The organism is Psychrobacter sp. 28M-43, from assembly GCF_014770435.1.
Taxonomy (GTDB): domain Bacteria; phylum Pseudomonadota; class Gammaproteobacteria; order Pseudomonadales; family Moraxellaceae; genus Psychrobacter.
In genome coordinates this window covers 1,179,188-1,193,723 of the sequence record NZ_CP061739.1, presented here as the reverse complement: position 1 = coordinate 1,193,723, position 14,536 = coordinate 1,179,188, and the positions used below count along the sequence as shown (strand labels likewise).

Sequence of the window (14,536 nt, the reverse complement as noted above, 5' to 3'; positions counted from 1 at the left end):
AAAACTGAGGGTGCACATTTTAACAACCCCGCCTATTTGTAAGGAATATCACATGGATTATCGCTCAAAAACCTCTACCGGCGGTCGTAATATGGCAGGCGCGCGCGCATTATGGCGTGCAACCGGCATGACTGACGGCGACTTTGGCAAGCCAATCATTGCGATTGCTAACTCTTTTACCCAGTTTGTACCCGGCCATGTGCATCTAAAAGACCTTGGACAACTGGTCGCCCGTGAGATTGAGCAAGCAGGCGGCGTTGCAAAAGAGTTCAATACCATTGCGGTCGATGATGGTATTGCGATGGGCCATAGCGGTATGTTGTACTCGCTACCAAGCCGCGATTTGATCGCTGACTCTGTCGAGTATATGGTCAATGCTCACTGTGCAGATGCACTAGTTTGTATTTCTAACTGTGACAAAATCACTCCGGGTATGTTGATGGCCGCCATGCGCCTTAACATTCCAGTGGTGTTTATCTCAGGTGGCCCAATGGAAGCAGGCAAAATCTTAGCCAGTACCGTTGGTAAGAGCCATAATACGGATAGTAGTGACAGCAGTGCCGTTCGCAAACTTGACCTAGTCGATGCAATGATGGACGCTGCTGATGATAGCATCAGTGATGAAGACGTCGCTGCTATTGAAGCTTCAGCCTGCCCTACTTGTGGTTCGTGCTCTGGTATGTTCACAGCTAACTCGATGAACTGCTTGACCGAAGCTTTAGGCCTAGCACTACCAGGTAACGGCTCACTGCTAGCTACTCATTCATTGCGCCGCGAGCTATTTTTAGAAGCTGGTCGTACGATCGTCTCATTAGCCAAGCGTCGTTATGAGCAAGATGATGACTCTGTGCTGCCACGCTCTATCGCTACCAAAGCTGCTTTTGAAAATGCCATGAGTCTAGATATCGCTATGGGCGGCTCAACCAATACCATCTTGCATCTACTTGCTGCAGCCAATGAAGCAGAGATCGACTTTAAGATGGCTGATATTGACCGTTTGAGTCGCGGTGTGCCTTGCCTTGCAAAAGTAGCGCCTGCCTCACAGAAATACCATATGGAAGACGTGCATCGTGCTGGCGGTGTCTTTGCATTATTGGCCGAACTTGATCGCGCCGAGTTACTAAAGACTGACGTGCCAACTATCCATAGCGCAACGATGAAAGAAGCCATCGACAAATGGGACATCATGAGCCCTGACAATCATGAAGCTCGCGCACGCTTCCTTGCAGCACCTGGTGGCGTACGTACCACGGAAGCATTCTCACAATCAAAAGAGTGGTCAAACCTCGACGTCAACCGTGAGTCAGGTTGTATCCGTAGCGCCAAACACGCCTATTCTACAGATGGCGGCTTAGCCGTACTATATGGCAATATCGCCGAGCGTGGCTGCGTGGTCAAAACCGCAGGCGTCGACGAAAGCATCTTGACCTTTACTGGTCGTGCACGTCTATTTGAATCACAAGATGATGCGGTTGCTGCGGTATTGGCTGATCAAATCGTTGCAGGCGATGTCGTCATCATTCGCTACGAAGGCCCTAAAGGCGGCCCTGGTATGCAAGAGATGCTGTACCCAACGACTTATCTGAAGTCAAAAGGATTGGGTAAAGAATGCGCCCTACTGACAGATGGTCGCTTCTCTGGTGGTACATCAGGTCTATCAATTGGCCATGCTAGCCCAGAAGCTGCTGAAGGCGGGGCGATTGGTTTGGTTGAGGAAGGCGATAGCATTCATATCGATATCCCAAATCGTACCATCAACATGAAAGTAAGCGATGCAGACTTAGCCGCTCGCCGAGAAGCCATGGAAGCGCGTGGACGTGATGCATGGAAGCCTGTCGACCGTGATCGTCATGTCTCACCAGCATTACGTGCTTATGCGGCTATGACCACTAGTGCTGATACTGGCGCCGTACGTGACGTGAGCCAAGTGGAGCGCTAGTCTGTAAGCTATCAATGCTCCAAACATACTGATAAAAATATATTAAGCCTGCGTAATGCAGGCTTTTTTTTCACCAAAAAACAACGTAGCTGTCGTTTTGATAACTATTTTTTGCGGTAATTATTTTATTTTGGCGTCATGATAAAGGGTATCAGTGACTGACTATCAACTATTGCTGTGAATTATCATCAATTTCTAAAATTACTCTCTTAAAATTGACCCTTAAAACATAACGACGTGCGTAAACCTTATGATTGAAAAATATAACTTATTCTTATTAATCTGCGGGATTGCCTTTTTACTAGGGGCCTTGTTTCCTGTTATTTTTAAGCGCACCTCTATCTCTTTACCGATGCTCCAAGTCAGCTTCGGTCTGATGATGGGCTACTGGTGGACGTCTTTGTCCTTTTTAGACCCACTTGATAACGGTTTACTCATCGAAAAACTGACTGAGATTGTTGTACTGGTCTCATTGGTTGGTGCTGGCATTAAAATCGATACAGAGTTGTCTTGGCGATTGTGGCGACCAACTGTAAGACTGCTACTTATTACCATGCCTATTGGTATTTTTGCGATGGCAGTCTTGGGGTATTACGCGTTTGGTTTAAGCCTTGGTGCAGCTATTTTGTTAGGTGCAGTGTTAGCGCCTACTGATCCAGTGTTAGCTTCGAGCATTCAGGTGGGACCTCCCAATACAGGAGGAGAAGACACTCCGCGTTTTACTTTAACGTCAGAGGCAGGATTAAACGATGGTCTGGCCTTTCCATTTGTGTATCTAGCGATTAAGATCGCAGAAGCGTTCAGTGAAGGCAAAGCCTTTACTTACGAGATGCTATGGTCGTGGTTTACTCATGATGTCTTATGGAAGATTGGCGCAGGCGTAGTAGTAGGTGTATTGGTTGGTAAAATATTGGCCAAAGTCGTGTTTTCTAAACATACCCGTGAGACTACTATCTCGCAAGGCTATGTGGTTATTGCGTTGACGCTACTAGCCTATGGACTTGCAGAGTATGTACACAGTTATGGCTTTATCGCTGTATTTGTGGCTGCATTTGCGTTTCGTCGCTCGGAGTGTGAGCATACCTATCATCAAAAACTGCATGATTTCGCTGAGCAATCAGAAGGCTTATTGATGTCATTGGTGCTGGTTATCTTTGGTATGTTCCTTGGTCAAGGGTTGCAGGCAGGTGTCGAGTTGACATGGCGTGTCTATATCGTCAGCTTTACCTTCCTACTACTTATACGACCGATTGGTGGATTTATTGCCTTATCAGGATTGAACTTACCTCATACCGAGAAATACGCGATATCGGCTTTGGGTATTCGCGGTATCGGTACTTTATATTATCTGTCTTATGCGCTCAATCAAGGATTTTTCGCGGATGAAGATGCGCTTAAATTGTGGATTGTCTGTTCAATTGTCATTTTGACTTCTATCTTTATCCATGGTCTCAGCGCATCAAGATTGCTTAAAATGACACCAAATAAGCAGCATTAAAATTAATGCTGCTTATATTTGAAACAGAATCAATTCGCGATTGAAGTTGGCATTATTAAAGTATCTCTTCTACCCAGCTCAAGACGGCTTCTGTCAGCGCAAACTGACGAACGTCATTGAGCATGGTGGTATCAAAATTATGAATAAAAGCAAATGACAATTGGCGCTCAGGGTCGCACCAAGCAACCGATCCGTTATATCCCATATGCCCAAATCCTGATAAAGCAGGACTCTTTCTCTTATCCGTATCATCGTTGTTAGCATACAAGTTAAATAATCTATGATAGCCCAATCGCCATTTCATAGCTGCTGGCATAACCGCATCTAAACCCTTAACCTGCGGAGTAGATAACTGCTCAAAAGTAGCACTATCAATCAGTGCCTTTCCTTGCCATATACCGCCATTAGCGAGCATTGCATAGATCGTTGCCAGTGCTTTAGCGGAAGCGACACCATTTGCCGCTGGAATGACCGCCTGTAATGTTTGGCGCTTATGATAATCAAGGACATGTTTGCCAGCAGGTATCAGCGCCGCCTTATAGTTTTTTAGATTGAGCTGACTGGTATTAAAATATAAGCTATTGATACGCGCAGTATTTAATACAGGCTGTGCGTTATCAATATCAGAGCTATCTAGATTTTCATCAAGGCTGTCATCAAGGCTATTTTGCGTCTCAGCTGCACGCTTATCATTTATCATTTTCTGCTGCCAGCAGTGATAACTAGGTAAGCTTGCATAAGTACGTAAAGTCTCTTGAGAGTCTACTTTTAAGGTTGGTTTTTGACGTCTCGATTTTAATTGAGAGCTTGTATCCTCTGTTTCTTCAAAATCTTTGGCCAATTTTGCCACCTGATCTACTTTACTATCTGGCACACCAAAATAGCAGCTGTCGGCAATACCCAGAGGCTCCGTTAGATACTGGCGCAGTGCTTCGGCTAGCGACAAATGAGTAACCACCTCTACTACGCCGCCCAATACCCAGCCATAGATCAATGCACTATAAGCGCTGTCATACTTAGTAGCATTTTCGGGAGAAGTAATGGGCATCGCTGCAATGTGGCGCAGCATCGTATTCCAATCGAGTACCGTCTCACTATCGACATCGATACTTTGAATCGAAAACAAATCGGCCTGATGTGACATGACTTGTCGCAACGTAATTTGGTCTTTGCCGTTTGCAGCAAATTCTGGCCAATAATGGGCAATAGGTTTGTCATATTCAAGCAGCTGCTGCGAAACCAGCACATGAACCAATGTTGCCAATACCCCTTTACCAGTAGAAAAATTAATCGCCAACGTATTGGGCTGCCACGACATATCAGGACGCGCCATACCTGTACTGGCTTGCGCAATGCACTGACCTGCTTGATACACGGCCACAGCCCCGCCAGCAGGTGCATCATCAAGCTGCAAATCTGTCAATAATTGCCGTAATTTTTTTTGAAAGTCAGCGTTTATAGATGTATTAGAATTTTCTGTATTATGATCCATTATTATTACCTTGCTCCAGTGATATGAATTATTCTGTTTTTAAGATGATAGTAAGACGTAAGCTATAGTCAAAGAAGTTTAAAACGCATACAAGCTAGCTGATTACAGATTACACAAGTAGTTCTTTGACTATATAAAATATTCGAACCAGTATAAATGAATTATGAGCCAATAAAAAAGGCCACCCATTGGTCGCCTTTTTTATTATTTATTTCGATGATATTTTTAGAGTCTGATCACGTCTAAGACAGCAATAATATTCAATGCCACAAATCTAGTTAACGCGGTACTAGCAAACGATTATGAACTTCTTGTTCAAGCTTGGTCAAACCATGACTGCGACCACGTTCCATAGCCGTATCCATCTTACGTCCACGCAACCATCCTGCCCGCAGCGCTATTGCAGCGCCTACTCTATTGCCCGACCCACAATGCATAGCGACTTTTTTGCCATGATGTTGACGTAGCACATTGTCAAATGCCAATATTTTAAGCTGCTTTAGCTCTTTAGCACCGCTGATAGGCAGCTGTTCGTAGTACATACCTGCCTGCTCAACCGCCGATGCCTCATCAAAGCTTAACTCGCCATCAGGCTGCAAGTTGATGACCAGCTCGACGCCTGCTTTCGCTAAAGCCGCAACTTTTTCGTCGTCTAATGCACCGCACACGATAGTGTTTGCATCTGGACGAAAATAAGGCTCAAAGATATCAGTCAAATCAATGCCATTATCGGCACTAATATGAATGTTAGCGCCGCTATCGTTAGCAGCGACCGTATCGGTTGCTATCGAGCTATTTGATTGATCTACGTCTATCGCGTTTTCTTCTGAAGGCATGTTTTGTGAAGTCATAATAATAAATATGTACGTTAAATATGGCTGTTAAAATAGAAGCTTTAAGATGCTTATTCTACTTGCTGTCACTCTTTAAGGTTACAACACCCGCCAAATGCGGTTTATTGTTTTTAGAGCTATATAATCCAAACTCACAAGTATCATCTACTTTTTTGAGCTGGGCTACTGGCTCAGCAATCAACTCTACTTCAGCTGGCAAAAAGATAGGCAGCTTAAATGAGACGTCAATCGTATAAGCGTCAGGCAAGTCACCCATTAGAGCAAGGCACTTAGCTTTTGACCACATACCGTGCGCAATCGCTTTAGGGAAACCAAACGCACGTGCTGATAGCGGATGCAAATGAATCAAGTTAAAGTCGCCCGATACAAAGGCATAACGACGACCGATATCTTCTGGCACTTCAAAAATGCTATGAACACCTGCTTCGTTTACTTCAGGCTTGACCATTACCGGACGCGGCGCGCTCTTCTTATCTTTACTGCTAGGTTTTTTGCTACGTGATAAATAAGTCGACGTACCTTCCCAGATGACTTCATCTTCTGACTTTACGATAGTTACGAAGTCAAACTGCTGACCTTGGGCATGATCGCGCAGGTTGTCAAAAGTGACCGACATTGCTACCGTTTCACGTTCTCCAATCGGGCGATACTGGGTAACGCTATTATCAACGTGAACAAGACCTAACATGGCAAATGGGAATGGCTCTTTGACCATCATGTTCATTTGTAGCGTCTGTGACAATACCGAGAAGTAAGTCGCTGGCACTTTGCCATCATCAGCAAAACCGCAAATTTTGCGATAGTCATCTAGGTTTTCTTGATCGATATGCAAGTCATCTACAAAGTAAGTAGATTGTGGCAACTGGTCTCTACTAACCTTGCCACCATTACCGATAGGCAATAAGCTTTTGACAATATTGGCGTAAGTGGTGTGCGCTTTTGGCAACGCATCATAATGTTTGTCTGACATAAGTACATCCTAAGTGTGGCTTGAACAAGTTCTTTAACATATATAAAGACAATCTGCAGTCATTGACTAAAGCCTACTATTAAATCATCTAATAAGCATTAACTTTAATCAACCTCATGAGTATCTTTAACAGCAAAAAATAGTTTGGCTATTGGTTCTTGTGTTTTTATCATAAAAAAGCCACCCTTGGGCAGCTTTATTACACTTTATCAGAGATTATTTCGTAAGCATATGTGATACAAACGAGAAATAATAGCTCATATGATACAACTACTTTCTCTATCTGTACCTTGTTTCTCACATATACTTATCAATTAATCAACATTATGCACCAAGTAAGCTTTGACCACAGACGCGAACCGTGTTGCCATTTAGACCGCCAGACGCAGGTGACGCGAACCATGCGATAGTCTCAGCCACATCTACTGGCAGGCCGCCTTGGCTCATTGAGTTCATGCGGCGACCAGCTTCACGAATAGCAAATGGAATGGCTTCTGTCATTTGGGTTTCGATGAAACCAGGAGCGACTGCATTGATCGTCATGCCTTTAGCATTGTCTTCTAATTGCTTGGCAGTTGCGTTAACCAAACCAATTACACCTGCTTTAGAAGTAGCATAGTTGGTCTGACCCATGTTGCCAGCGATACCTGAAATTGATGACACACATACAATACGTGCGTTTTCTTTCAGTACGTCATTGTCCAACAAGTAGCGATTCAATCTAGCGATACTGCCTAAGTTGATATCAATGACCATGTTCCACTTTTTCTCATCCATCTTAGCCAACGTCTTATCACGAGTCACGCCAGCATTATGGATGATTGAATCTAGGCCACCACGTTTCTGGGCAGCGTCAGCGATTTCTGCACCAGCGTCTTCACTAGTGATATCTACCGTCAAAGCAGAGCCGCTGATTTCGCTAGCAACTTTTTGTAAGTCAGCTTGCTGCTGCGGTACATCTAGACAGATAACATGCGCCCCTTCACGAGCCAATACACGAGCGATAGCTTCGCCAATACCGCGACTTGCGCCAGTCACTAGCATAGTTTTGCCGCCCAACGGCTGGTTCCAGTCAACATCGACTGAACTGCCTTTGCTGACACGTACTACTTGTCCTGATACATAAGCTGAACGAGCTGACGTAAAAAAGCGTAAGGTTGAATCTAGGTTTTGCTCTGCGCCTTCTTCAACATAAATCAGCTGCGCTGTGATACCGCGCTTAAACTCTTTACCCACTGACTTCACAAAACCCTCAAGCGAGCGTTGAGCCATTGCAGATTCAATATCAGTGAAGTTCTCTGGCGTACGACCAACCACAACCACACGGCCTGATTTTTCTACGCGGCGTGCAACTGTATGGAAAAACTCGTAAAGCTCTTTTAGCTGTTCAGCATTGCTGATATTGCTGGCATCAAAAAGCAGTACTTTGAATTGATCATCGCCGCCCGTGTTGGCTTTTGCCTCTACGCCTGCATCAGCAAGTGCGTCTTTGATGTCATCACTGCTGTTTACATATACTTCGGCATGGACGTCTGACAGGATACGGGCAACAGACTCACTGATACTCTTGTCATCACCAGTAGCACGGCCAACCAATACGCTACCACGTACCAAACGCTCGCCACTTTCGAAACGATCAAGCGTCGTTGGCATCGGCAAACCTAAATTTTTTGCTACTTTTTTGCCAATAGAAGATTGAACAAAATCACCGTAACGGTCTGACATAATATAATCCTTATAATTAATGATTCGTATAATAATAAAAAATGCAATGAATCTATTATATAGAGACATTGACATCGTAATTATTTAAATTTAGTAAATCGCCTCAAAACTAGCCTAACTATACACTTCCCTTATAAACAAGTCCAAAAACAGATAATGTCTACAACAATCTGTAAACAAGTCAGTATACAAGCCAGTCGTTTTTAGCAGCGTTAAGCGCCACTATAACATGTTAAAATCTGACCTATAGGTTATGGCATACTTAATTATTGATAACAATATATTATCAAACGTACTGTTATGCAATGCTAATATTTCCTACTAGCCAGTCTATTAGAGCGATGCGTCATGGTCATGAATCTACTACCGACCTCATACAAGCGTCACATAGTTTGCTAAAGAGATACATTAAGTGAATAAAAAACGCCTTATGATAAACAGCTGTATTGCGTAATAAATGATAATATTTGCTTGTATAAAATAACTTAACTATTTTTTATTGTTACCTATCACTTTTTACTTCTACCCATACTTTTTAAGGATAATATTATGAGTAATAAAAACAATCATCCAGATAGCCCTGTTGTTGAAAGTACAGTTGTTAAAGCAACGGATACAAAATCAGATACAGCAAAAAAAGAAGACGCTGCAGAAAACGCCTTGACTAAAGACACTAGCGCTAAAGACACTAGTGCTAAAGAAACTACTAGCAAAAAAGCGGTCGATGAAAAAGTAGAAACCACTACTGCTAAAAAACCTGCTCCAGCTAAAAAAGCCAGCGAAACCAAACCAGCTTCGAATCTGAATCGTGTTGCTATTTTAGGTGGTAACCGTATTCCATTCGCGCGCTCAAATGGATCATACGCTGATGTTAGCAACACAGACATGTTAACCGCTGCATTGGACGGCTTGGTTGAGCGTTATAACCTGCAAGGCGAAACCGTAGGTGAAGTGGTATCTGGCGCAGTCATGAAACTTAGCCGTGATATCAACCTTACTCGTGAAGCCACATTGAATACCGCGCTAAACCCACATACGCCAACTTATGATATCTCGCAAGCTTGCGGTACTGGCTTACAAGCGACCTTTGCTTCTGCTAACAAGATTGCACTTGGTCTGATTGATTCGGCGATTACTGGCGGTGTAGATACTACTTCTGACGCTCCTATCGCTGTCGGCGATGGCTTGCGCAAAGTACTGATCAAACTTGGTGCAGCAAAAGACAACAAACAACGTCTAAAAGCACTAATGGGTCTAAATCCAAAAGACTTAATCGATTCACCGCAAAATGGTGAGCCACGTACTGGCCTATCAATGGGCGATCATCAAGCGATTACCACGCTTGAATGGAATATCAGCCGTGAAGCACAGGATGAACTTGCATTTAGCAGCCATCAAAACCTAGCACGCGCTTATGACGAAGGTTTCTTTGACGACTTGATCACGCCATATAAAGGCCTGACTCGTGATAACAACTTGCGTCCAGATACTACATTAGAAAAACTGGGTAAATTAAAGCCAGTATTTGGTAGAAAAAACGCCAATCCAACGATGACTGCTGCTAACTCTACGCCGCTTACTGACGGTGCTTCTTGTGTACTACTAGGTACTGATGAGTGGGCAAAAGAGCACGGCCTAAAACCACTTGCTTATATCGTCCATCAAGAAACTGCAGCGGTAGACTTTATTGGTAAATCGGGCACCACAGAAGGCTTACTAATGGCACCAGCTTATGCGGTACCACGTATGCTTGAGCGCGCTGGTCTGACTCTACAAGACTTTGACTTTTATGAGATTCATGAAGCCTTTGCTTCACAAGTACTATCAACCTTAGCTGCTTGGGAAGATGAGAAATTCTGTGAAGAGCGCTTAGGCTTAGATGCACCATTAGGTTCTATCGATCGTAGCAAATTAAACGTAAACGGTTCATCACTAGCGGCAGGTCATCCATTTGCAGCAACTGGTGGCCGTATTTTAGCTACTGCTGCTAAATTATTGGATCAAAAAGGTTCAGGCCGCGCACTTATTTCTATTTGCGCAGCAGGTGGTCAAGGCGTGACTTGTATCCTAGAAAAATAAGCTTGGTCACTTTTAAGTGAAAAAGATACGCTGACTTATTATTTTAATCAGTACATATCTATCAATAAAAAAATGCCCTTTAATTTATTTAAAGGGCATTTTTTATTGTCTGTACTTTGCTATGATAGAAACGACCTAGATAGTAGCCTCTTAAAAAAGCCGATACGCAAAACAAAGGTAATATTTATGGGTAAGACAAAAATTTTATTAAGAAAAATGAGGCAAGTCATTTTTGGCTCTGAAAAACTGGTGATGACAGAACCGCTTGCAACCGCTGATTTTCAATCTCTAACGACTGAGGAGGATTTAGATCGGTACCATCAGGAACAAGCCATTCTTACTGAACGCATCGAAAAAGACATTCTTGATGATGATTTACGTCGAAAAATGCACCAAGACTTAATCGATACATATGATGAAGAACTAGAAAATGAAATAGATGACTATGCACGTGACTTTCGTTTTAACGGACGTGAGATGAGCGAGCAAGAAAAACTGGATCGACGCACCTACTTTCAAGAGTTGGTACGACTACAGCGAGAACTGATAAAACTACAAGATTGGGTAGTTGATCGCGGTGAGCGTATCGTCGTTATTTTTGAAGGGCGGGATTCTGCTGGTAAAGGTGGCGCCATTAAACGCATTACCCAACGATTAAACCCACGCGTGTGCAGGGTAGCTGCCCTGCCGGCTCCCACTGAGCGCGAGCAAACGCAGTGGTACTTCCAACGTTACGTGGCCCACTTGCCTGCAGCAGGCGAAATCGTATTGTTTGACCGTAGTTGGTACAACCGCGGAGGTGTTGAGCGTGTCATGGGGTTTTGTACTGACGCGCAATATGAAGAGTTTTTTCAATCAGTACCAGAGTTTGAGCGTATGCTCGTACGCTCAGGCATTCGCTTAGTAAAATACTGGTTTTCTATCACTGATGATGAGCAACATGCACGATTTATGAGCCGAATATATGATCCGCTCAAGCAGTGGAAACTCTCACCAATGGACCTACAGTCGCGCCGACGCTGGGAAGATTACACCAAAGCAAAAGAAACCATGTTTGAGCGCACTCACATTCCTGAAGCACCCTGGTGGGTCGTCGAAGGCAATAATAAAAAACGTGCTAGGCTGAACTGTATTGCCCATTTGCTCGACCAAATCCCTTACAAAGAAGTGCCTCGTGACGAAATTGAGTTACCCAATCGCAAACGCGATGATGAGTACTACCGCGAACCTATTCCCGATGATATGTATGTGCCGCCTCGTTATTAAGCGACTAGCGCCTACTACTATAAAAATTTAAAGAAACTTGATCTAAAAAAGCAGCCTTACTAAATAATAAGGCTGCTTTTTTTATATTTATAAGTTAAAAACCACAGCCGAACTTATTAAAGATACAGGTGTGATTTCTAGATACTACTTAGTTATTACCTAGTTATTAATAGATACTACATAGTATAAGTCGATTGCAAGCTATCGATTTTTCCAGCTAGCAAACGCTCAACTTCATTCTTGATTCTTTGACCAGAGACGTCACTACCAATTTGCACAGCAAACCCTGCTGGGCGACTGCCTTGACTCTTAGAGTTAATCCAAACCACCTTACCATTCATTGGTAGGCGTTCACTAGAGTTAGGTAGGGTGATAGCAATAAACACTTCATCACCCAATTGCTGAGGTTTATCAGATGGTACAAACAAAGCGCCATTACTGACAAAAGATAAATAGCTGGCATATAACATTTCGATACTTTCGTAATGACAGGTTAAAATCCCGCCACGTCCTGGCATTGCCATAGTCAGCTTCCTTCATCAACTGGGTTTAGTATGTTTATATAAATAATTGATAGTATATAGTTAAAAACAATTGCAAATTTTCGAACACTAATTAAATGCTCAAGCAAGGCTCTATAAGCTTGCTAACTCTTGCATTAGCTTATCATAGGCAAATTTTTCTTGCACATTTTGTTGTAGTGCGATTTTGGTCTGCTGCACGCTATTGGCAAATGCCTCTAACCCGCTATCAGTAGGCTGATAAGTCGCCAATACTGTTGATAGATTGACATCCTTTTGTAGTTCAACAAGGCCCAAACAGACACGGCGTATCTCAAGGAGCATCAGCTCAGACAGCTGTATAAACTCTTTAATATTAAGCTGACCTTGCCAATAATCACTTGCCGCCACACCACTACGTTTACCACTACGTAATGCCTGCCACGTGGTCAGCCATAGGCTGCGCTTGCTATACCATGGTGCTTGTGCCAAAGCTATAGCAGCTAACGGCGCACCATTGGCCAATTGTATCAACTGTTCAATCGCAGCGGTACCGACGGCTTCGCGGTTAATCGTGTGACCTAGCGCCTGCGTCACATAATCGACAGCAACAGTCGGCTCAATCGTCTGTAATGCTAACTGTTGAACACGACTCTTAATCGTTGGCAATAGCTGAGCAGGCGTATCACTAATCAAAAACAGATGCACCTGCGCTTGCGGTTCTTCCAATGTTTTAAGCAGCGCATTAGCAGCGGCCACCGTCATTTTTTCAGCGTGATCTAATACACAGATGCGCATTCCTTGCCCGCCTTGATAAATAAAAGGCTGCAAAGCACGAATATCATCTACTTTGATCTTAAGTGCGCTATTGCTAGTAGCTTTAGCGCCTTTTTTATCTTTTGTACTGCTTGATTTTTCTTGAAGCGCATCGCTTTCGGCACTGATAGGCATACTAACGAGTGGTAATACTTGCAAGCTCGGATGAGTTCCCGACTTGAGCCACTGACAGCTCTCACATACTTCGCAAGCACCTAGTGGGTGTGTACCACGCTCACGGCATAATAGCCAAGCGACCAATCGCCATACAAAGGCGCGTTTGCCCATACCTTGCATACCAGCAGCGAGCAATGCATGCGGCAAGGACTGCTGCTTAAGTACGCGCTCGGTCAACTGTAACCACAGTACTTTTTGCCATGGCAGTAGTGGCGCAAAATATATACGGTCTGTGTTATCTAGTGCGTCCATATTTCCTGTCAAATTATTCATGGTTATGGCTCTGTCACATTGATTAGGTATTTCAGGTATAGCCACAACAACGATACTTTAGCGTCGTAGGAAGCTTAGAATCACACGCAACTTTGCTCAGACTATTACTTAGTAGGGTTTTGAAAGTTATCTAAGCTCATCGCGTTTAGACGGTCTAAATCTTCTTGTGTATCGACGCCAGCTGGTAGCTGACAGGCAGCTTCTGCGATGGCGATATGCTGACCGTTTTCTAAAACACGTAATTGCTCTAAGCTTTCGAGTATCTCAAGTGGCGTTTGTGGCCAGTTTACGAACTGCTGTAATAGACTGACACGATAAGCGTATAAACCCAAATGGCGATAGGCGTTCTTTGGTGGCTGCATCTGGTTATTATCAGCCAATACAACATCACGATCACAAGGAATCGGTGCGCGGCTAAAGTAAAGCGCACGCTGTAAGTTATTAGCAAATTGGCTGACTACTTTTACTACCGATGGTCTTTGGAACGTATCATAGTCATCAATAGGCTCACAAAGTGTGGCCATCACGCTATCCTCATCCGCTACCAAAAGCGCCTGTACTTGCTCCAAAAGCAATGGCGGTACAAGGGGTTCATCGCCTTGCATATTCACCACAATATCGTGGTCAGCCCAACCTTTGATAGCTGCTACCTCTGCCAAACGATCCGTACCTGAAGCATGCTCGCTACTGGTCACAACCACATCAAAGCCTGCATCGGTGCAAGCTTTTGCAATTTGCTCATCATCAGTTGCTATACACATGTCATCAGCAAAACTTGCTGTCTGCGCTTTTTCTGCTACCCAAAGTATCATCGGTTTACCATGAATAGCTAGCAATGGCTTACCAGGTAAGCGCGTACTTTGAAAACGTGCAGGAATCACGATATGGGTTTTGGCAGGTGTGGTGGCGAACGACATGGCGTATTCCTATAAAAGTGGTACGGAGAT

At 43.8% G+C, this 14,536-nt stretch carries 11 protein-coding genes; 4 read left to right on the top strand and 7 right to left on the bottom strand.

The window, feature by feature from the left end:
- The first annotated feature begins 52 nt into the window (after positions 1–52).
- A complete protein-coding gene (ilvD, locus tag IEE84_RS05115; protein WP_191115091.1) occupies positions 53–1,939 on the top strand; it encodes a dihydroxy-acid dehydratase in 1,887 nt (628 codons plus the stop codon).
- Between the two features lie 250 nt (positions 1,940–2,189).
- Positions 2,190–3,437, top strand: coding sequence for a cation:proton antiporter (locus tag IEE84_RS05110; RefSeq protein WP_057759457.1), 1,248 nt, complete (start codon positions 2,190–2,192; stop codon positions 3,435–3,437).
- Between the two features lie 55 nt (positions 3,438–3,492).
- Here the strand turns inward: IEE84_RS05110 and IEE84_RS05105 are convergent, their stop codons facing one another.
- The 4 genes from IEE84_RS05105 to IEE84_RS05090 form a co-directional block, all read right to left on the bottom strand.
- Positions 3,493–4,929: a serine hydrolase domain-containing protein gene (locus IEE84_RS05105; RefSeq protein WP_191115090.1), complete on the bottom strand. Its 1,437-nt coding sequence runs from the start codon at positions 4,927–4,929 to the stop codon at positions 3,493–3,495.
- Positions 4,930–5,207: 278 nt separating this feature from the next.
- Positions 5,208–5,780, bottom strand: coding sequence for a protein tyrosine phosphatase family protein (locus IEE84_RS05100; RefSeq protein ID WP_323969921.1), 573 nt, complete (start codon positions 5,778–5,780; stop codon positions 5,208–5,210).
- A 58-nt stretch (positions 5,781–5,838) separates the two neighbouring features.
- Positions 5,839–6,753, bottom strand: coding sequence for a MaoC family dehydratase (locus IEE84_RS05095; protein WP_191115089.1), 915 nt, complete (start codon positions 6,751–6,753; stop codon positions 5,839–5,841).
- Positions 6,754–7,077: 324 nt separating this feature from the next.
- The gene (locus IEE84_RS05090) at positions 7,078–8,478 is read right to left on the bottom strand and encodes a 3-oxoacyl-ACP reductase (RefSeq protein ID WP_191115088.1); all 1,401 of its coding nucleotides are present in this window, start codon (positions 8,476–8,478) and stop codon (positions 7,078–7,080) included.
- 549 nt (positions 8,479–9,027) lie between these two features.
- Between IEE84_RS05090 and IEE84_RS05085 the strand changes: the two genes are divergently transcribed.
- Together IEE84_RS05085 and ppk2 are read left to right on the top strand one after the other, a co-directional pair.
- On the top strand, positions 9,028–10,557 hold the full coding sequence (locus tag IEE84_RS05085) for an acetyl-CoA C-acetyltransferase (RefSeq protein ID WP_191115087.1): 1,530 nt from the start codon (positions 9,028–9,030) through the stop codon (positions 10,555–10,557).
- Positions 10,558–10,743: 186 nt separating this feature from the next.
- The gene (gene ppk2 / locus IEE84_RS05080; protein ID WP_228724812.1) at positions 10,744–11,823 is read left to right on the top strand and encodes a polyphosphate kinase 2; all 1,080 of its coding nucleotides are present in this window, start codon (positions 10,744–10,746) and stop codon (positions 11,821–11,823) included.
- A 176-nt stretch (positions 11,824–11,999) separates the two neighbouring features.
- On the opposite strand, the gene IEE84_RS05075 is transcribed toward ppk2, so the two are convergent.
- From IEE84_RS05075 to kdsB, 3 genes are all read right to left on the bottom strand, one after another.
- Positions 12,000–12,347, bottom strand: coding sequence for a PilZ domain-containing protein (locus IEE84_RS05075; protein ID WP_101205408.1), 348 nt, complete (start codon positions 12,345–12,347; stop codon positions 12,000–12,002).
- Positions 12,348–12,458: 111 nt separating this feature from the next.
- The gene (locus IEE84_RS05070; RefSeq protein ID WP_191115086.1) at positions 12,459–13,589 is read right to left on the bottom strand and encodes a DNA polymerase III subunit delta'; all 1,131 of its coding nucleotides are present in this window, start codon (positions 13,587–13,589) and stop codon (positions 12,459–12,461) included.
- 104 nt (positions 13,590–13,693) lie between these two features.
- A complete protein-coding gene (gene kdsB / locus IEE84_RS05065; RefSeq protein ID WP_191115085.1) occupies positions 13,694–14,506 on the bottom strand; it encodes a 3-deoxy-manno-octulosonate cytidylyltransferase in 813 nt (270 codons plus the stop codon).
- Positions 14,507–14,536 lie beyond the last annotated feature (30 nt).

Excerpts from the sequence above, each read along its gene's own strand:
- kdsB (WP_191115085.1), bottom strand. The coding sequence starts at position 14,506 with ATGTCGTTCGCCACCACACCTGCCAAAACCCATATCGTGATTCCTGCA.
- IEE84_RS05090 (WP_191115088.1), bottom strand. The coding sequence starts at position 8,478 with ATGTCAGACCGTTACGGTGATTTTGTTCAATCTTCTATTGGCAAAAAA.
- IEE84_RS05105 (WP_191115090.1), bottom strand. The coding sequence starts at position 4,929 with ATGGATCATAATACAGAAAATTCTAATACATCTATAAACGCTGACTTT.
- IEE84_RS05100 (WP_323969921.1), bottom strand. The coding sequence starts at position 5,780 with ATGACTTCACAAAACATGCCTTCAGAAGAAAACGCGATAGACGTAGAT.
- IEE84_RS05070 (WP_191115086.1), bottom strand. The coding sequence starts at position 13,589 with ATGAATAATTTGACAGGAAATATGGACGCACTAGATAACACAGACCGT.
- IEE84_RS05110 (WP_057759457.1), top strand. The coding sequence starts at position 2,190 with ATGATTGAAAAATATAACTTATTCTTATTAATCTGCGGGATTGCCTTT.
- ppk2 (WP_228724812.1), top strand. The coding sequence starts at position 10,744 with ATGGGTAAGACAAAAATTTTATTAAGAAAAATGAGGCAAGTCATTTTT.
- ilvD (WP_191115091.1), top strand. The coding sequence starts at position 53 with ATGGATTATCGCTCAAAAACCTCTACCGGCGGTCGTAATATGGCAGGC.
- IEE84_RS05075 (WP_101205408.1), bottom strand. The coding sequence starts at position 12,347 with ATGGCAATGCCAGGACGTGGCGGGATTTTAACCTGTCATTACGAAAGT.
- IEE84_RS05085 (WP_191115087.1), top strand. The coding sequence starts at position 9,028 with ATGAGTAATAAAAACAATCATCCAGATAGCCCTGTTGTTGAAAGTACA.
- IEE84_RS05095 (WP_191115089.1), bottom strand. The coding sequence starts at position 6,753 with ATGTCAGACAAACATTATGATGCGTTGCCAAAAGCGCACACCACTTAC.